At 71.5% G+C, this 18,157-nt stretch carries 18 protein-coding genes; 8 read left to right on the forward strand and 10 right to left on the reverse strand.

Going from position 1 to position 18,157, the window contains the following annotated elements; all coding sequences use genetic code 11:
• Window positions 1-84: 84 nt before the first annotated feature.
• The 3 genes from ACLJQF_RS01230 to ACLJQF_RS01240 form a co-directional block, all read right to left on the reverse strand.
• Window positions 85-585, reverse strand: a complete 501-nt coding sequence (locus ACLJQF_RS01230) for a DUF3455 domain-containing protein (protein ID WP_410606314.1) — start codon at window positions 583-585, stop codon at window positions 85-87.
• Between the two features lie 86 nt (window positions 586-671).
• The gene (locus ACLJQF_RS01235) at window positions 672-2,237 is read right to left on the reverse strand and encodes a sodium:solute symporter (protein WP_410606315.1); all 1,566 of its coding nucleotides are present in this window, start codon (window positions 2,235-2,237) and stop codon (window positions 672-674) included.
• A 15-nt stretch (window positions 2,238-2,252) separates the two neighbouring features.
• Window positions 2,253-3,461 (reverse strand): anhydro-N-acetylmuramic acid kinase, encoded by a 1,209-nt coding sequence (locus tag ACLJQF_RS01240; RefSeq protein ID WP_410606316.1) that lies wholly within the window; start codon window positions 3,459-3,461, stop codon window positions 2,253-2,255.
• Between the two features lie 139 nt (window positions 3,462-3,600).
• Between ACLJQF_RS01240 and ftsY the strand changes: the two genes are divergently transcribed.
• Window positions 3,601-4,899, forward strand: a complete 1,299-nt coding sequence (gene ftsY, locus ACLJQF_RS01245) for a signal recognition particle-docking protein FtsY (RefSeq protein ID WP_410606317.1) — start codon at window positions 3,601-3,603, stop codon at window positions 4,897-4,899.
• A gap of 280 nt (window positions 4,900-5,179) precedes the next feature.
• Here ftsY and ACLJQF_RS01250 read toward each other — a convergent pair whose 3' ends face one another.
• On the reverse strand, window positions 5,180-5,653 hold the full coding sequence (locus ACLJQF_RS01250; RefSeq protein WP_410606318.1) for a hypothetical protein: 474 nt from the start codon (window positions 5,651-5,653) through the stop codon (window positions 5,180-5,182).
• Between the two features lie 136 nt (window positions 5,654-5,789).
• Here ACLJQF_RS01250 and ACLJQF_RS01255 point away from each other — a divergent pair, with 136 nt between their 5' ends.
• A complete protein-coding gene (locus ACLJQF_RS01255) occupies window positions 5,790-6,290 on the forward strand; it encodes a GNAT family N-acetyltransferase (RefSeq protein ID WP_410606319.1) in 501 nt (166 codons plus the stop codon).
• Here the strand turns inward: ACLJQF_RS01255 and ACLJQF_RS01260 are convergent.
• Both ACLJQF_RS01260 and ACLJQF_RS01265 read right to left on the reverse strand, forming a co-directional pair.
• A complete protein-coding gene (locus ACLJQF_RS01260) occupies window positions 6,287-6,460 on the reverse strand; it encodes a hypothetical protein (protein ID WP_410606320.1) in 174 nt (57 codons plus the stop codon). The two genes, ACLJQF_RS01255 and ACLJQF_RS01260, sit on opposite strands and share 4 nt — an antisense overlap.
• 43 nt (window positions 6,461-6,503) lie before the next feature.
• Window positions 6,504-7,280: an IclR family transcriptional regulator gene (locus ACLJQF_RS01265; RefSeq protein ID WP_410606321.1), complete on the reverse strand. Its 777-nt coding sequence runs from the start codon at window positions 7,278-7,280 to the stop codon at window positions 6,504-6,506.
• A 112-nt stretch (window positions 7,281-7,392) separates the two neighbouring features.
• On the opposite strand from ACLJQF_RS01265, the gene aceB reads away from it, so the two are divergent.
• Both aceB and ACLJQF_RS01275 read left to right on the forward strand, forming a co-directional pair.
• Entirely contained in the window at window positions 7,393-8,970 is a 1,578-nt protein-coding gene (gene aceB, locus ACLJQF_RS01270) for a malate synthase A (protein ID WP_410606322.1), read from the forward strand.
• A complete protein-coding gene (locus ACLJQF_RS01275) occupies window positions 8,970-10,157 on the forward strand; it encodes a DUF6986 family protein (protein ID WP_410606323.1) in 1,188 nt (395 codons plus the stop codon). The genes aceB and ACLJQF_RS01275 overlap by 1 nt, the downstream gene beginning before the upstream one ends.
• A 136-nt stretch (window positions 10,158-10,293) precedes the next feature.
• On the opposite strand, the gene ACLJQF_RS01280 is transcribed toward ACLJQF_RS01275, so the two are convergent.
• Window positions 10,294-10,827, reverse strand: a complete 534-nt coding sequence (locus ACLJQF_RS01280; RefSeq protein ID WP_410606801.1) for a TetR/AcrR family transcriptional regulator — start codon at window positions 10,825-10,827, stop codon at window positions 10,294-10,296.
• An 86-nt stretch (window positions 10,828-10,913) separates the two neighbouring features.
• Here ACLJQF_RS01280 and ACLJQF_RS01285 point away from each other — a divergent pair, with 86 nt between their 5' ends.
• The 3 genes from ACLJQF_RS01285 (at window position 10,914) to ACLJQF_RS01295 (ending at window position 12,564) form a co-directional block, all read left to right on the forward strand.
• A complete protein-coding gene (locus ACLJQF_RS01285; RefSeq protein WP_410606324.1) occupies window positions 10,914-11,630 on the forward strand; it encodes an SDR family oxidoreductase in 717 nt (238 codons plus the stop codon).
• Between the two features lie 126 nt (window positions 11,631-11,756).
• Window positions 11,757-12,245, forward strand: coding sequence for a sigma-70 family RNA polymerase sigma factor (locus tag ACLJQF_RS01290; protein WP_410606325.1), 489 nt, complete (start codon window positions 11,757-11,759; stop codon window positions 12,243-12,245).
• Between the two features lie 16 nt (window positions 12,246-12,261).
• Window positions 12,262-12,564: a cupin domain-containing protein gene (locus ACLJQF_RS01295; RefSeq protein ID WP_086852478.1), complete on the forward strand. Its 303-nt coding sequence runs from the start codon at window positions 12,262-12,264 to the stop codon at window positions 12,562-12,564.
• 54 nt (window positions 12,565-12,618) lie between these two features.
• On the opposite strand, the gene ACLJQF_RS01300 is transcribed toward ACLJQF_RS01295, so the two are convergent.
• Both ACLJQF_RS01300 and ACLJQF_RS01305 read right to left on the reverse strand, forming a co-directional pair.
• Entirely contained in the window at window positions 12,619-13,077 is a 459-nt protein-coding gene (locus ACLJQF_RS01300; protein ID WP_410606326.1) for a hypothetical protein, read from the reverse strand.
• Between the two features lie 28 nt (window positions 13,078-13,105).
• Complete coding sequence (locus tag ACLJQF_RS01305) at window positions 13,106-13,507, reverse strand: hypothetical protein (RefSeq protein WP_410606327.1); 402 nt, start codon at window positions 13,505-13,507, stop codon at window positions 13,106-13,108.
• 167 nt (window positions 13,508-13,674) lie between these two features.
• Between ACLJQF_RS01305 and ACLJQF_RS01310 the strand changes: the two genes are divergently transcribed.
• Entirely contained in the window at window positions 13,675-17,310 is a 3,636-nt protein-coding gene (locus ACLJQF_RS01310) for a helix-turn-helix domain-containing protein (RefSeq protein ID WP_410606328.1), read from the forward strand.
• 3 nt (window positions 17,311-17,313) lie between these two features.
• Here the strand turns inward: ACLJQF_RS01310 and shbA are convergent, their stop codons facing one another.
• Window positions 17,314-17,946, reverse strand: a complete 633-nt coding sequence (gene shbA, locus ACLJQF_RS01315; RefSeq protein ID WP_410606802.1) for an RNA polymerase sigma factor ShbA — start codon at window positions 17,944-17,946, stop codon at window positions 17,314-17,316.
• Window positions 17,947-18,157: the final 211 nt, after the last annotated feature.

Raw genomic sequence — 18,157 nt, forward strand, 5'->3', positions numbered from 1 at the left:
GCTCCCCGCCTCGATGCTACGGCAAAGCGCCCCAAGGCGGCCTTCGGTGCGTGAGACGCAACCAAGGCCGCCTTGGGGCGCTTGTCAGCCGGCGACCCAGAAGGCGTAGTCCGCCGAGTAGCGGACCGCGGTCTGCGCACCTGCCGTGCACGTCCCGGCCGGGGCCACGCCGCCGCGGGTGTTCAGGCGCTGGACGTACGTCACCTTGCCGAAGAGGCCGTCGCCGGTGTTGAGGTTGGCCTTGAGCAGCACCTCCGGGATCGCGTCCTTCCGCGGCGAGGTGGCCGCTGCCGCCGCGCCGACCGTGCTGCCGTCCACTATGGACGTCCAGACCGGGCCCTTGCTGTGCAGCGCCACCGGCTTGCCGTGCCTCGACAGGACCGCCGCGGGCTGGATCAGCGTCCACGTGCCGTTCGTGCAGCCGTAGATCTGCACGCCCTCGGCCGGGTAGCTCGCCAGCGCCCGGTTGCCCGCCGGGACCTTGACCGCGTCCGGCACCTTCGAGGCCGCCGGAGTGGCCGAAGCCGTCGCCGCGCCGCCGAGCACCAGGGCACCGACCGCGAGCGCCACCGTCATCCGCTTCATGGAATCCACCTTCGAAATCCTCCCGCCGCTTCTCGGCGGGCTCCCGCCATCCGACACGGGAGCCCGCCGGAAACGGTTCAGAAGGATCAGGCGGCGGTGACCTCCGCGGTCTCCCCGGCGGCTTCGGCTTCGGCCGCCTTCGGGTCCGGCGTCCGGTGCCGCAGGGACAGCAACCCGCCGACGATCAGCGTGATGACCACGCCCATCAGCGTGTACCACGGGTAGGCGAGCGCCACCTTGTCCCCGGCCGCCTTGCTGAAGTCGACGCCGATCAGGCCGCCGGTCTTCGCGCTGAACTTCACCCCGAGGATGACGAACGCCATCACCACGACCGTGACGACGAACGCGACGATCGCGTCCACCTGCCGGGCCTTCTTGATCAGCAGGCCCAGCAGGAACGAGCCCAGCAGCGCGCCGTAGGTGTAGCCGGTGATGGCCAGGCCGAGCTCGATCACCGAGTTCTTCGTGGTGGAGAACAGCGAAGCGAACACCGCGAACACGACGGCCCAGATCAGTGTCCACATGCGACCGTGCTGCAGCAGCTTCGAGTCCTCCGGCGAGCGTTTGGTGAACCGCTGGTAGAGGTCGGCCACGGTGGACGTCGACAGCGCGTTGAGCGCCGAGGCGAGCGCGCCCATGGTCGAGGCCAGCACCCCCGCGATGAGCAGGCCCGACACACCGGCCGGCAGGTCGTCGATGATGAACCGCGAGAACACGTCGTCCGGGCTCTGCAGCCCCAGCTGCGCCACGGACTTGCGCCCGTTGAACACCCACAGCATCGCCCCGACCAGCAGAAACAGTGCGAACTGGATGGTGACGATGATGCCGCTGCCGATCAGCGCCTTCTGTCCGTCGCGCAGGCTGCGCGTGGCCAGCAGCCGCTGCGCGATCAGCTGGTCGGCGCCGTGCGAGGCCATCGACAGCGCCGCGCCGCCGAGCACCGCCGTCACGAAGGCGTACGGGCTGGTCAGCAGGTTCTTCGTGAAGTCGACGAGCATGAACTTGCCGTCCGCGGACGCCTGCGACGCCCAGTCGGCGGGCAGCTTGTTCAGCAGCACGATCGCGGCCACCGCGGCCCCGCCCAGGTACAGGGACAGCTGGATGACGTCGACCCAGACGACCGCCTTGATCCCGCCGATGTACGCGTAGACCAGCGTCAGCGCGGTGAGGATGACGACGATCACCCAGTAGTCCAGGTGGATGTTGTAGTGCGCCAGGATCACCTTGATGGGGATCGCGCCGGCGAACAGGCGCACGCCTTCGGCGAGCAGCCGCGTGATCACGAACGTGACCGACGCGGTGCCCTGCAGGCCGGAGCCGAACCGCCTCCCGAGGAACTCGTACGCGCTGACGAGGTTGCCCCGGAAGTACCGCGGCAGCAAGACGAACGCCGCGATCGTCCGGCCGATGATGTAGCCGAAGGCCAGCTGCAGGAACAGGAACGCGTTGCCGAAGACCAGCCCGGGCGTGCTGATCACGGTGAGCGTCGAGGTCTCCGTGGCCACCACGGACAGCATCACCGCGCCCCACGGCAGGCTGCGCTCGCCGACGAAGTAGTCGGCCGCCGACCGTTGCTTCCGGCCGACGAGCACGCCGATCAGCGGCATCGCCGCCAGGTAGATCACGATGATGGCGAGGTCAACACCGCGCATGAATCTCTCCTACCGTCATCCGGTCTTCTCCGCGACTCGCAACCGTGTCACGGTGCCCCCCAGCGGGGCGGGAAGGATCAGGGGCCCGCGGCCCGGGACCAGCGCGCCGAGCACGCGCGGCCCGCGCGCGCCGGTCGCCGACGGCACCGTACCGGGCACGCCGCACCAGGTGAGCCAGCCCAGCAACGCGGTCAGGTACGCCTCCTTGCCGGCACCGGGCAGGCCGAGGTCGTCGCTGGTCTTGAGCAGCGCCGAAGGCACGTTGCGGGTCAGCGCCGTCATCAGCGCCGGGTTCGCCACGCCGCCGCCGGAGGCGATGACGGTGGTGACGCCGTGGCGGCGGCACTGGTCGGCCACGGTGACGGCGGTCAGCTCGGTCAGCGTCGCGAGCAGGTCGCCGGGCTCGACCACCTCCAGACCGGCCAGCGCGGTGTCGAGGTAGCCGGCGTTGAAGTGTTCCTTGCCGGTGGACTTCGGCGGTGCGGCGGCGAAGTAGGGGTCGGCCAGCAGCCGGAGGAGCAGGTCGGACCGCACCGATCCGCTGAGGGCGAGCCGGCCGTCGACGTCGCTGCGCCGCCCCGTGACGCGGTGGGCCGCGAGGTCGAGCAGGGCGTTGGCGGGCCCGGTGTCGTAGGCGATCAGCGGCCGGTCTTCGGCGACCACGGTGATGTTCGCGATGCCGCCGAGGTTCAGCGCGGCGACCGGCCGGCCGGTGTCCTCGGCGAGGCCGCGCAGCCACAGCTGGTCGAGCGTGCTCGCCAGGGGCGCGCCGTGCCCGCCCGCGGCGACGTCCCGGGCGCGCAGGTCGGCGCACACCGGCAGTCCGGTGCGTTCGGCGATCCAGGCGGGCTGGCCGAGCTGGAGGGTGCCGCGGACGTGGCCGTCTTCGACCCAGTGGAACACCGTCTGGCCCAGCGACGCGACCAGGTCCGCGCGGTCGCCGGCGAGCTCCTCGGCCCCGCGCCGGGCGGCATCGGCGAATGCCTGGCCGACCCCGGTGTCCAGCCGCGTCAGCTCGCCGGCGGTGCACGGGTTCGGCGGCAGCGCGGCGAGCAGGGCTTCGCGCAGCGGTTCGGGATAGGGGACGTCGAGCTCGCCCAGCGGGGTCAGCACGGCCGTGCCGTCTTCGGCGTGCAGGTCGGCGGCGGCCACGTCGATCCCGTCGATCGACGTGCCCGAAATCAGGCCGATCACCCGGAAACCATGGCTCGCTCTCATCCCCATCCGGAGGGGTTTAGTGGAGCCGCCGGTGTGACGCAACCCACGTGGTGAAGTCTTGGCCCAATCGGGACCCAGGTTGTTGCGAATTGCCTGTGCGGACGGGGTGTCCGGCGCGGGGGAGCGCGGATGAAAGGATGGGCCCGTGTCGAGCACCTGGTTCCTGTTCGTAGTCGTCGCCGTCGTCGTCCTGGTCGCCCTGCTGGTGACCGGCCTGCTGGTCGCGCGCAGGCGGCGGATCAGCCTGGACGCCCAGCGCGAGGTCGAGGCGAAACCGAAGGGCGGTTCGTACGCGGCCAGCGGGGGCATCGCCCTCGCGCCCGGCGGTACCGCCGAGGCTGCCGAGCACCCGGTCGAGGACCGGCCGGAGACCGACGGCCAGCCCGCGGTGGGCGACGACGCGGCGGTGCCGCGCGACTCGGCGCAGCGCACGGTCCGCGACGTCAAGCTGCCGGACGCCGAGCTGCCGGACGCCGAGGTCGTCGCACCGGCCCCGGTCGCCGAGGAGATCGAACCGGCGGCCGGCCGCATGGAGCGGCTGCGCGGCCGCCTGACGAAGTCGCGCTCGATGTTCGGGACGAGCCTGCTGGGCCTGCTCGGCGCCGGCGACCTCGACGAGGACTCCTGGCAGGACGTCGAGGACACGCTGCTGATGGCCGATCTGGGTGCGGCCACGACGACCCAGATCGTCGAGCGCCTGCGTGACGAGCTGTCGCGGCGCGCGGTGCGGTCATCGGCCGAAGCGCGCGAGGTGCTGCACGAGGTGCTGACGGCGCAGCTGTCCACCGACGCCCACCGCGCGGTCCGCGCGCTGCCGCACACCGTCGACGGCAAGAAGCAGCCCGCGGTGGTGCTGGTCGCGGGCGTCAACGGCACGGGCAAGACGACGACCACCGGCAAGCTCGCCCGCGTCCTGGTGGCCCAGGGCGGCACGGTGCTGCTGGGTGCGGCGGACACGTTCCGCGCGGCGGCGGCCGACCAGCTGCAGACGTGGGCCGAGCGCGTGGGCGCCGAGGTCGTCCGCGGCAAGGAAGGCGCGGACCCGGCGGCGGTGGCGTTCGACGCGGTCAAGCGCGGCGTGGACACGGGCGTGGACGCGGTCCTGGTCGACACGGCGGGCCGGTTGCACACGAAGACCGGCCTGATGGACGAGCTGGGCAAGGTCAAGCGCGTCGTGGAGAAGCAGGCCAAGGTCGACGAGGTGCTCCTGGTCCTGGACGCGACGACGGGCCAGAACGGGCTCATGCAGGCCCGGGTGTTCGCCGAGGTCATCGACGTGACGGGCATCGTGCTGACCAAGCTGGACGGCACGGCGAAGGGCGGCATCGTGTTCCAGGTCCAGAAGGAACTGGGCGTCCCGGTGAAGCTGGTCGGGCTGGGCGAAGGCCCGGACGACCTGGCGCCGTTCGAGCCGGGCGCGTTCGTGGACGCCCTCCTGGGCTAGTTCTCCAGGGACGCTTGTGCGCGCGACCTGGCAAAACCCGGCTGGCCAGCCTGCCGCAACAGCCAACTCACCAGCCGCAACGGCCAACTCACCAGCCGCAACGGCCAACTCACCAGCCGCAGCGGCCAACTCACCAGCCGCAGCGGCCAACTCACCTGCGTGTCCGGCGAGTTGGCCGTTCCGGTGTGTGAGTTGGCTGCTGCGAGCGGTGAGTTGGCCGTTCCTGTCCCGGTAGACCAGCCACCACTGCCACGCCGACCGAAGAACTGTCCCTGTAGTACTAGATCCGGAACAGCGGCGTCCCGTCGGGCCTCCGCAGGCCCAGTTGCAGCATCACCGGCGCCGACGGCCGTCCCGCCGGGATGAGGCACGGGGACGTCCCGCGGGCCGTGACCGTGAGCCGGGACCAGCCGATGCCCTGGAGCGTGCGCCGGGCCGGATCCACCACCATCGCCGCGCCGAAGTAGCGGCCGCCCGGGACGGCGATGCGGGCCGTGTGGCCCAGCACCACCGAGAACGCCGTGCCCGTCCGGCTGCCGTCTTCCTGCAACGTCAGGATCACCGGCGTCCGCACCTTCGCGGCGGTGTGGTGCCGAACCATGATTTCGACCGTTCCCGGCGCGGTCTTCGCCGGGCGCGGCCACGTCGGTGGTAGCGGCGAGCCGTCGAGCGCGCGGTCGACGAGCCGATCCAGCAGGTTCGAAGCGGCGCCCTGAGCGAGCCAGGTCAGTGCGCCGCCGGTGTACGGGTCCATGCGGCCCTCCGGCGATATTCGGATGACGGCGGCGGGCGCGCGGGCGCAGAATCCGGGCATGCCCGGTTGACGCACGCGCGCCCCTCCTCGTGAAAGACGCCCTGAAGCCGTCATTCGCTACGAGAGAGGACCCATTGTGACCGCCATTCACGGCGATCGGGTGCGGCTGCGCCCGATCGGCCCATCCGACCGCGTCCGGGTGCACGAAATCCTGGCCACGCCGGAGGTCGCCCGCTGGTGGGGCGACCCGGAGTCGGAGACCGAAGGACTGTACGAGGTCGAAGAGGGCTACACCGTCTACGTCATCGAACTCGACGGAGAAGTCGTCGGCCTGATCCAGAGTTGCGAGGAGCTGGATCCGCAGTACCGCCACGCGGGGATCGACATTTCGGTGCATCCGGGCTTCCACGGCCGCGGCATCGGCACGGACGCGATCCGCGCGTTGGCCCGGCACCTGTTCGAGCAGGGTCACCACCGGTTGACGATCGATCCGGCGGCGTCGAACGAGACGGCGATCCGGGTGTACGCGAAGGTGGGCTTCCGCCCGGTCGGGGTGCTGCGGAACTACGAACGCGCCCCGGACGGCACCTGGCACGACGGGGTGCTGATGGACATGCTGGCCGGAGAGCTCACCTAGCTGTCGAGTTCGGCCGCGAGACCGCCGAGACCCGTTGCGAGGCCGGTGTTGTCTCCCAGCCGCCGACCGAATTCGCGTTGACCTTCGAGCAGGTCGTCCAGCAGCGTCGACTGCCGGGCGAGGATCCGCCGGATCTCCGCGGCGCGCTCGGTGCGGGGCACTTCGGGCATCGGGCCATGGTAGCGGTGCGAGTGCTGGGATGATCACCCAGCGTCAGACCGTGACTGCCGCCTGGGAGAGGCTCGCCCCCAGGGCGTCCGCCACCCGCTGCACCGCCGGGGCGATGTGCGCCACCGCCTCGGCGGTCAGCCGCCCGGACGGCCCGGACACCGACACCGCGGCCGGCACCGGCGCCCCCGGCACCGCCACCGCGACGCACCGCACGCCCAGCTCCTGCTCCGCCTCGTCCAGCGCGTACCCCTGCGAAGCGATCCGCGCCAGTTCCACCGCCAGCGCATCCGCGTCCGTGAACGTGTGCTCCGTGTACGCCGGCATCCCGGTCCGATCCAGCAGCGAACGAACTTCGGAAGCGGGCAGGTGCGCCAGCATCGCCTTGCCCACGCCCGTCCCGTGCGGCAGCAACCGCCGCCCGACCTCGGTGAACATGCGCATCGAATGCTTCGACGGCACCTGGGCCACGTACACGACTTCGTCGCGCTCCAGGACCGCCAGGTTGGCTGTCTCGCCGACCTCCTCGACCAGCTCCGCCAGCAGCGGCCGCGCCCATGCGCCGAACTGCATGCTCGCGTTCTCGCCCAGCCGGATCAGGCGGGCGCCCAGTGCGTAGCGGCGGTTCGTGTTCTGGCGGACGTACCCGAGGTCGACCAGGGTGCGGATCAGCCGGTGGATCGTCGGCATCGGCAGCCCGGACAGCGTCGCCAGCTCGGACAGGCTGGCTTCGCCGCCGGTGTCCGCGAGGTGTTCCAGCAGCTCGAAGGCGCGTTGCAGGGACTGGACGCCGCCGTCGCGACCGTTCTTCTCCGCCGGCACGGTGGCCCTCCTTACGTCGGCGTTGAGCTTCCGCTATGCAGAAACTATAGTCCGTCTGGTAGAAAACCGTAGGGCCGTTTTCCAAAGATCCGAACCCTCGAGGTGTTTCCCCATGTCTTCTGAAGTCCAGGTGCTGGGCGACCCGGTCGAGCGCGGCGACGAGATCCTCACGCCGGAGGCGCTCGCCTTCCTCGCCGGCCTCCACGACGCCTTCGCCGGCCGCCGCGACGAGCTGCTCAAGGCGCGCGGCAAGCGTCGCGAGGAGGCCCGGACCACCGGCCGGCTCGACTTCCTGCCGGAGACCAAGGAGATCCGCGAAGGCGACTGGCAGGTCGCCGGCGCGCCGGCCGCGCTGCGGGATCGCCGCGTCGAGATCACCGGGCCGACCGACCGCAAGATGACCATCAACGCGCTCAACTCCGGCGCGAAGGTGTGGCTGGCCGACCTCGAAGACGCCAACACGCCGCACTGGCAGAACGTGGTCTCCGGCCAGGTCAACCTCTACGACGCCATCCGCGAGACGATCACCCTGGAAAGCGGCGGCAAGAGCTACGCGCTCAAGGACGGCGTCGAGCACGCCACGATCGTGGTCCGCCCGCGCGGCTGGCACCTGCCCGAAAGCCACCTCACCTTCGGCGGCCGCGAGGGCGTCGGCGCGCTCGTCGACTTCGGCCTGCACTTCTTCCACAACGCGGCCGAGCTGCTGAAGCGCGGCAAGGGCCCGTACTACTACCTCCCGAAGATGGAGAGCCACCTCGAAGCGCGGCTCTGGAACGACGTCTTCACCCACGCCGAGAAGACCCTCGGCATCGAGCACGGCACCGTCCGCGCCACCGTGCTGATCGAGACGATCCCGGCCGCCTTCGAGATGGAAGAGATCCTCTACGAGCTGCGCGAGCACGCCTCGGGCCTCAACGCCGGCCGCTGGGACTACCTGTTCAGCGTCATCAAGTACTTCCGCGACGCGGGCGAGAAGTTCGTGCTGCCGGACCGCAACTCCGTCACCATGACCGCGCCGTTCATGCGCGCCTACACCGAGCTGCTGGTGCGCACCTGCCACAAGCGCGGCGCCTTCGCGATCGGCGGCATGGCCGCGTTCATCCCGAGCAAGGACCCCGAGACCAACAAGGGCGCCTTCGAGAAGGTCCACGCGGACAAGTCCCGCGAGGCCGGCGACGGCTTCGACGGCTCCTGGGTCGCGCACCCGGGCATGGTCGAGCTCTGCAAGGAGGAGTTCGACCAGGTCCTCGGCGAGAAGCCGAACCAGCTCGACCGGACCCGTGACGAGGTGAGCGTCACCGCCGATCAGCTGCTCGACGTCGCTTCGACGCCGGGCGGTGCGACGGCGGCCGGCCTGCGCGCCGCGGTCGACGTCGGTGTCCGCTACATCGCGTCCTGGCTGGGCGGCAACGGCGCGGCGGCCATCCACAACCTGATGGAGGACGCCGCCACCGCCGAGATCTCGCGCTCGCAGATCTGGCAGTGGGTCAAGAACGGGACCACTTTGGACAGTGGCGACGTGGTCACGGCCGAGCTGGTGCGCGGCGTGCTGGCCGACGTCCGCGGCGAGCTGGCCGGCGAGCTCAAGCCGGAGCTGCTGGAGCCCGCGGTGGAGCTGTTCGAGCAGGTCGCGCTGGCTGAGGAGTTCCCGGACTTCCTGACGCTGCCCGCGTACGAGCGGATCAAGTAGTGCGTCTTCCCGAAGACGTCTACGCCGCCGCCGACGCGCGCCTGGCCGCGGCCGACGCGCGCGTCGCGGCGGCGTACCCGGGGGAGCGGCCGGGACGGCAGCCCGTGCACACGGTCTACGTCCCGGCTTCGCGGTACAAGACGCGCCTGGTGGCCGACTGGGGCAAGCAGGCGATGCGGGTCTTCATCGAGCACGGCGACCTCCTCGGCGCCGACGCCGACGTCTACGAGCGCGTCCGCGCGAAGCTGCTGACCGAGCCGATCGAGGACCTGCGGATCGACTTCGAGGACGGCTACGGCCGCGTCCCGGACGACGTCGAGGACGCCGCCGCGCGCGCGGCCGGGCAGACCCTGGCGACGACCGGCGGGACACCGTTCTGCGGCATCCGCTTCAAGAGCTTCGAAGCGGCGACGCGCCGACGCGGCATCCGCACACTGGACCTGTTTTTGACGGGCCTGCTTGACCACGGTCCGCTTCCGCCCGGGTTCGTCGTCACGCTGCCGAAGGTGACGGCGGTCGACCAAGTAGCGGTGGCCGCGGAAGTCCTCTCCCGCTTGGAATCGGCGTACGACCTGCCCGAAAACACGCTGCGCTTCGAAGTTCAGATCGAGACATCCCAGTCCATTGTGGACTTGGATGGGACGCTGTCGGTGGCGCGGATCGTCCAGGCCGCCGAGGGCCGGTGCTCGGGACTGCACTACGGGACGTACGACTACAGCGCGGGCCTCGGCATCGCGGCCGCGTACCAGAGCATGGAGCACCCGGCGGCCGACCTGGCCAAGGGCCTGATGCAGGTCGCGGCGGCCGGCACCGGTGTCCGGTTGTCCGACGGCTCGACGAACAAGCTGCCGATCGGCGACGCACTGCCCACGGCGTGGGCGGAGCACCTCCGGCTGGTGCGCCGGTCGTTGGAGCGGGGCTTCTACCAGGGCTGGGACCTGCACCCGCACCAGCTGCCGACCCGCTTCGCGGCGACGTACACGTTCTACCGCGAAGGCTTCCCGGAGGCGGTGGAGCGGTTGCGTGCGTACGCGGACAAGCAGGCCGGGGGAGTGCTGGACGAACCGGCGACCGCGCAGGCGCTGGCGGTGTACCTGCTGCGCGGCCTGGACTGCGGCGCCCTGGACGAAGGCGAGCTGCCGTTCGGGCGGCCGGAGCTGGAGAAGTACGCGCTCCGGCTCGCGTAGGGGTCGTGAGTGGTAATTCGGGTTAGAACCCGAATTACCACTCACGACCAGCTGCGGCAGATCGGCAGGCCGGCGTCCAGGGTTGTCCTGGCAGGCTGTCTTCGGCCGCACCGGGCAAAGATCTCGCCCTGCAGTACTAGCCCCGCAAGCCGTCCAGCACCACCGACAGCAGGTGCCGCGTGCGCATTTCGCGCTCGGCACCGAAGTCGTTGCGCCACAGGAAACCGACCAGCAGCAGGACATCCTCGGCGTCGACGTCTTTGCGCAGCGTGCCCGCGGCCTTCCCGGCGTCGAGCAGCAGCGTGATGGCCGCACAGACCGGTTCGTAGTACGCACCGGACAAATCGGCGCGCGTGGCCGCTTCGACGGCTTGGGCGACACCGTGCTTGATGCGGCCGTACGCCGCCAGGCGCTCGAACCACCGCCGGAGCGCTTCCCCGGGCGCGTGTTCGCGCAGCAGCACGGGCGCCGCGTCGACGAGCTCGTCGAGGTCGTGGCGGTAGACCGCGATCAGGAGTGCTTCCCGGGTGGGGAAGTGCCGGTAGAGCGTGCCCTGGCCGACCCCGGCGGCTTTCGCGATCGACTGCAGCGAGGCGGCACTGGACGCCTTGAGCGCCGTCCGCGCGACCTCCAGGATGCGCTCGCGGTTCTGCTCGGCGTCGGCTCGCATCGGCGTCACCCGGCTCACCCTAGCCAACCGGACAGCTGTCCGCTACCGTTCAAACGGACAGGTGTCCGGTTAGTTCGAGGAGAGTCATGATCGAAAACAAGGTCGTCGTCATCACCGGCGCGAGCAGCGGGATCGGGGCGGCAACGGCCACCCTGCTGGCCGAACGCGGCGCGAAGGTCGTGCTGGGCGCACGCCGCAAGGACCGGCTGGACGCGCTGGCCGAGCGGCTGGGCGCGGTCAGCCTGCCGACCGACGTCCGGCGCCCCGCGGACGTCGCCGCGCTGGTCCGGCTGGCCCGGGAGACGCACGGACGGCTCGACGTCCTGGTCGGCAACGCCGGGGTGGGACCGATCTCCCCGCTCGATTCCCTGCGCGTCGACGACTGGGACGCGATGATCGACGTCAACGTCAAGGGGGTCCTGCACGGCATCGCGGCGGCCCTGCCGGTGTTCCGCGAGCAGGGCTCCGGCCAGTTCGTGCACACCGCCTCGACGGCGGCGTACCGCACGGTGCCGACGATGGCGGTGTACGCGGCCACGAAGACGGCGGTCCGCACGATCTCCGAAGGCCTGCGCCAGGAGGCGGGCCCGGACCTGCGGGTCACCCTCGTGTCCCCGGGCATGATCGCGACCGATTTCGTCGACGGCGTCCCGGAGCCGGCGGTCCGCGACCGGCTGAGCGAAACCCGCGACGCGGTCGCCATCCCGCCGGAGGCGATCGCGCGGGCGATCGCGTTCGCCATCGACCAGCCGGCGGAGGTGGACGTCAACGAGATCGTCGTGCGGCCGACCGCGCAGGCCTAGGTCAACTCCCCCTTCGACCAAGGGATCGTCGCCCCGTGCGCGGCCGTCCCGGAAATAGCCGGGAATCCGCGCGAGGCAGGTCGGGCGCCGGGGAATGCGGGTAGTTCACCCGCACGGAGGCAAGCCATGACCACCACCCCGGACCACCTGCTGGCCGCGGCACGGCCGCTCGTGGTGCGCTACTGCCGCGCCCGCCTGGACCCCGACTCGGCCGACGATGTCGCCCAGGACGTCTGCGTGGCGCTCATCAAGGCCCTGCCGCGGCGGCCGCCGGAGCACCCGTTCCCCGACTTCGTCCGCGGCATCGCCCGGACCGAGGTCGCCGCCGCGCGGAAGGCGGCCGCGCGGCAGGACGAACCGGTCGCCGAACTGCCCGACGAGCCCGATTCGTCGCTGGGGCCCGAGCACCACGCGCTGCGGTGCGAACTCCGGGAGCGGATGGCGAAGCTGCTGCGAGTGCTGTCGCGCAGGCAACGGGAAATCGTCGTGCTGCGCGTGGTCGTCGGCCTGTCCGCGGAGGAGACCGCGGCCGCGGTCGGCTCGACGCCGGGCGCGGTCCGCGTGGCCCAGCACCGGGCGCTCGGCCAGTTGCGCAGGGTCGTGACCAGCTCCTGAGCGCTACCCTGGCCCGGTGAGCGACAGCGAGAATTTCGAAGGACGCGACGTCGGGTCCGGAGTCTCCGTCATCCGCGAAAGCACGGACGTCGTCGGCTCCGGGCCGCGGCTGCACCGGCACCCCTACACCGAAACGTTCGTGATCATCCGCGGGCGGGCGCGGTTCACCGTCGGCGACGAGCAGCGCGACGGCGGCCCGGGGGACGTGCTCGTCGTCCCGGCCGGCACGCCGCACAAGTTCGCCGTGCTCGGCCCCGGCGTCTACGAGGCCGTGCACATCCACGAAAGCGACCACTTCATCACCGAATGGCTCGAGTGACGCCGTTCGCGACGGGATCCGTCGCGAACGGCATCGACGCGGTGCCCTCCTCGGTCAGCAGACCACCTGCCAGCCGGTGGTGTGGGCCTGGTCGTTGACCGTGATCTCCCCGTAGACCCTGGTGCAGTGGGTGTTGGCGCCGGACACGTAGATCCCGCCGGCGTAGGTGGAGTAGGTGCCGGAGTCGTACCAGCGCGTGCTCCAGTCCACGCGCTGGAGGATGATCTCGATGTGGTGGTCGCCGGCGAGGTTGTCGAACGTCTTGGCGCAGAACGTCCCGCTGCCGGCGTAGTCCCTCCGGATGTCGACGTATCCCGGCGTGCCCGGCACGGTGATCTGCACGTACGGCTCACCGTTGCAGGTCGCGAACGGTCCCGCGTACCCGGGCGGTGCGTCCGCCGGGTCGGTGTTCGCGGCGGCGGTTCCCGCCCCGGCCAGTGCGGCGAGCGCGACGATCCCGCTCACCGCGGTCGTGGCCGCGATCCGGCGGGTGAACTTCCGGAAGTTGCTCATGCTTTCTCCCCTTTGAGTGTGCGGTGGGCTACGGCCTGACCTGGTAGACGTTCCCGCCGAGGTTGGCGTCGCCACTCGCTGCCCGGCGCTGGCAGCGCAGGTTGAAGCCGACCCCGCCCTCGACGGTGCCGAGGTAGTGCATGCCCCCGTCGCCCCGGTCGATGTAGACCCAGCTGGTCACGCCGATGCCGTCGATGTAGAGCTGGCACCGCTCGCCGCCGTCGGCGTGGTCGGTGACGGCGATGGAGATCTTCTTGACCGAGGTGGTGGACCACGCCGGCGGATACGGAGCGCACACGGTGCCCGGCCCGGTGGCGTTGGTGCAGGTGAAGGTCGACGGGACCGCGGCCGACGCCGCCGGCGCCATCGCCGTGACCAGGCCGGCGGCGCCGAGCAAGACGGCGAACAAAGACGAAATACTTCGTTTCAAGAATTCTCCTCGGCAGCAGGAAGTTTCGGTATTTCCATTCACGGATCAATGTGATCCGACGGCGAGTCAACCGGCCATTCGGTTGATAAGCAATGGTCAGGGCGTGGTTATCAATTCTTGCGCCCCGATCACTCCTCTGCGAAGCTGGTCCCGGCGGGAGGGGGACCATGGGGCGCCGGGAAAGAAAGCTGGACGTCGACGCGGGTCCGGCACAAAAGTTCGCCGGGGAGTTGCGGGAACTGCGGCAGCGTGCCGGGAGCCCGACCTACCGGGTGATGGCCGGCAGCGCGGGCTATTCCGCGCCCGCGCTGTCACAGGCGGCCGCCGGCGACCGGCTGCCGTCACTCGCGGTGACGCTGGCCTACGTCGCCGCCTGTGGCGGGGATGCCGGCGAGTGGGAGGCGCGCTGGCGGAACGCAGTCGCCCAGCCCGTCGGCGACGGTGCCGAAGACCCGCCGTACCTCGGGCTGGCCCGGTTCGAAGCCGAGGACCACGACCGGTTCTTCGGCCGGGACGACCTCATCGGCGAGCTGGCCGGCCTGGTGAGCGAGAGCCGGGTCGTGGCGCTCGTCGGTGCCTCCGGCAGCGGGAAGTCTTCGGTGCTGCGCGCCGGCCTGCTGCCCCGGCTGCGCGGCGAGGACCCGCCGCGGTTCGGCGCGATCCGGGTGATCACCCCCGGCCCGCACCCCATGGCCGAACTCGCCCGGATCCCGGCGTCGCCAGGTGACACCTTGCTGGTCGTGGACCAGTTCGAGGAGGTGTTCACCCTCTGCCCGGATCCGGCGGAACGCAGCGCCTTCCTCGGTGCGCTGCCGGCCATGACCACCCGGACGGAGCACCCGCTGCGGGTCGTCATCGCGATCAGAGCCGACTTCTACGGGCGCTGCGCGGAAGACCGGGCGCTGGCCGAAGCGGTGAGCCGGGCGCACATCCTGGTCGGCCCGCTCACCGCGGACGAACTGCGGGACGTCGTCGTGAAGCCGGCGGCGGCCGCGGGACTCGTCGTCGAACGCGCGTTGACCAGCCGGTTGATCGAGGAGGTCGTGCACCGGCCGGGCGGTCTGCCGCTGCTGTCGCACGTGCTGCTCGAAACCTGGCGCCGCCGCCGCGGCCGCACGCTGTCCCTCGACGGGTACGCCGCCTCGGGCGGGGTGCACGGCGCGATGGCGCAGACCGCGGACAGCGTCCACGAGAGCTTCACCCCGGAGCAGCAGGTGCTCGCGCGGCGGATCCTGCTGCGCCTCGTCGGGCCGGACGACGGCACCCGGCGGCCCGCCGGCCGCGCCGAGCTCGGCACCACGCCGCTGCCCCACGACGACACCGAGGCCGTCCTCGCCAAGCTGGTCGACGCCCGCTTGATCACGCTCGACGGCGACACGGCCGAGCTGTCCCACGAGGCGCTGATCACCTCGTGGCCGCGGCTGGCGGGCTGGATCGAGGAGAACCGCGAGTGGTTGCGCGTCCACCGCGAGCTGACCGAGGCCGCCCGCCGCTGGGAAGAACTGGACCACGACCACGGCGCGCTGTACCGCGGCACCCGGCTGGCGGTCGTCCGTGAGTGGACCGGGCACGGAGGCCGAGCCGCGGACCTCAACCCCGTCGAGCGCGCGTTCGCCGACGCCAGCATCGACGCGACCGACCGCGAGCGCGCGGCTTCGGCGCGCAGCCAGCGCCGCATCCGGTACCTCGCGATCGGGCTGACGGTGGCGCTGTTCGTGGCCGTCGGGGTCGGGGTGACGGCGATCGGCCAGTACCGGGAGGCCGTGGCCGCCGCCGACGTCTCGCTGTCCCGCCAGCTGGCCGCGGAAGCGCTCGGGCTGGCGGACTCCCGGCCCGGCACGGCGATGCTGCTCGGCGTGGAGGCGTTCCGCGCCGCGCCGACCCCCGAAGCCCGCGGCGCGCTGCTCAGCGTGGCGAACCGCCAGGCCTACCAAGCGGAGTTCACCGGGCACAGCGACGCGATCAGCAAAGTCGCCTTCAGTCCCCGTGACGACACGATCGCCACCGTGAGCAAGGACCGGACGCTCGCGCTGTGGGACCGCGTGCACCACACCCGCCGCGCCGTGTACGCCGACCACGCCGCTTGGCTGCGCGCCGTCGCCTTCGACGGGGACGGCAAGACCCTGGCCACCGGCGGCGACGACGGGAAGGTGGTGCTCTGGGACGTGGCACTCGGCAAGCCCGTGGCCACGCTGACGGGGCAGGCGAAGCGGATCAACGACCTCGCCTTCGGCCCCGACGGGCACACGGTCGCCTCGGCGGGGGCGGACGGCACCGTCATCGTCTGGGACACCGCCCGCCGCGCCGAGCGCTTCCGGCTGACCGGCCACACCGGCGCGGTGCAGACCGTCGCGTACAGCCCCGACGGCCGGACGCTGGCCACCGGGGGCGCCGACGGCACGATCGGTCTCTGGTCGGCCGCCACCGGAACGAAGCTGGGCGTCCTGACCGGGCACACCCGGTCGGTCGACGACGTCGCGTTCAGCCCCGACGGCCGGACGCTCGCTTCGGCGAGCCCGGACCTGAGCGTCCGGCTGTGGGACGTGCCGGGGCACGCCTCGCTGGCCACCTTGACCGGGCACACCGGTGAGGTGCGCACGGTCGCCTTCAGCCCGGACGGGACCACGCTCGCCTCGGCCGGGCACGACTACCAGGTCATCCTCTGGGACGTGCGGACGCGGCAGCCGCGCGCCCACCTGACCGGGCACACCGACAACATCTATTCGGTCGCCTTCCACCCGACGCTTCCGCTGCTGGCCTCCGCCGACGAAGACGGGCGGCTGATCCTCTGGGACACGCTCCGCGTACCGCCGGCCGGCGACACCGGACCGGTCAACGCGGTCGCCTACAGCCCCGACGGGAAGACCCTGGCCACCGGCGGCGAAGACCGGACCGTCCGGCTGCAGCCACCCCACCGCGGTTCCGGCAGCACCGTCGTCACGGGGTTCCGGGGGCCGGTCAACGCGGTCGGGTACAGCCCGGACGGCCGGACCATGGTGGTCGCCGGGGGCACGGCGGTGCAGCGGGCGGGCCGCCTCGACGAGATGCTGACGGTCTGGGACGTCACGGGCCGGCCGGTGCAGGTCGCCGAGCTGATCGGGCACACCGACCGGGTCAAGACCGTGGCCTTCAGCCCGGACGGGCGGTTCCTGGCCAGCGCGGGCAGCGACGAGACCGTGAAGGTGTGGGACCTCCGGAGCCGCCGGGAGGTGCGCAGCATCGACGCGGGCGGCACGCTCAACACCGTCGCGTTCAGCCCGGACGGCCGGACGCTGATGGCGCTCTCCGGCAACAACCGGACCGCGACGCTGTGGAACGTCGCCGACGGCGCCCGGGTGGCGACGCTGACCCACGACGGGGTGGTCAGCAAGGCGGCGTTCAGCCCCGACGGCCGGACGCTCGCCGTGACGTCCATCGACCGCACCGTGACCCTGTGGGACGTGCCGAGCCGGACGCGCACCGCGACGCTGACGCACAGCGAAACGCTGACGGGCGTCGCCTACAGCCACGACGGCAGCCGCCTCGCGACCGGTGACGCGAAGGGCACCACGGTCCTGTGGGACACGGTCACGCGCACCCGCCTGGCCACGCTCACCGGGCACCACGGCGCGGTCACGTCGGTCGCGTTCAGCCCCGATGATCGCGAAGTGGCCAGCAGCAGCCTGACCGGCGAGGTGATCACCTGGACCACCGATCCCGCCGAAGCGACCGCGCAGATCTGCGGCGCCTTGAAGCGCAACCTCACGACGGAGGAGCTGGCGCAGTTCTTCACCCGGGCGCCGGACCACAAGACGTGCGGGTGACCCCTACAGGTCGCCGATCATGCCGCGCAGCTTGGTCAGCGCGCGGTACTGCGTGATGCGGACGTTGCCGGCGGAGATGCCCAGCGCCTCCGCCGTCTCGTTCGCCGACAGGCCCGCGACGATCCGCAGCGACAGGATCTCCTGGTGCAGCGGCGGCAGCAACGCCAGCAGCCGGCCCAGCCGGGCCCCCAGGTCCAGCTCGAGGACGTGGTTCTCCGGCTCGTTGCCGCCCAGGGGCCGGTCCGGCAGCTCCGGCACCGGCTTCGACCGGTCCCTGGCCACCGAGCGGAACGCGTCGGCGACCTTGTTCGCCGCGATCGCGCGCACGAGGTACAGGAACGATCCCCCGCGGTCCTGGTAGTTCGGCAGCACCTTCAGCACCGCCAGGCACACCTCCTGGGCGACGTCGTCGGCCGAAAGGTAGGACAGGTCCCGGCCGCCGATCCGCGCCCGGCAGTAGCGCACCACCGTCGGCTTGATCAGCCGCAGCAGCGCCTGGACCGCGTCCGGGTCGCCGTCGCGCGCCGCCGCCACGACCGGGTCGAGCTGCTCCTTGGCCAGGCCGCCCTCCGGCCTCGGCGAATCCTCCAGCACGGTGTAGCCGTCGACGGCCTCCGCCGCCGCCTCCGCGATCATGGTTTCCACGGGCCCTCCTCGTGTCCGCCACCGGGGCCCCGCCGTCCACAACGGACAGTTTGGTGCCTGGACGGTTCCCGGTCCGACATATGGCCTAATCGAGGCGCTGACCAGCAACGTTGCACGGTACGGGTGGTTGTCCAGCTATTGTCCGATAACCGTTCACGACCCGTCCGGAACAGTCGCCGGGCACCGCCGGAACACTGGACAA

Origin of the sequence: Amycolatopsis sp. lyj-109 (assembly GCF_046548995.1) — a bacterium.
Taxonomy (GTDB): Bacteria; Actinomycetota; Actinomycetes; order Mycobacteriales; family Pseudonocardiaceae; genus Amycolatopsis.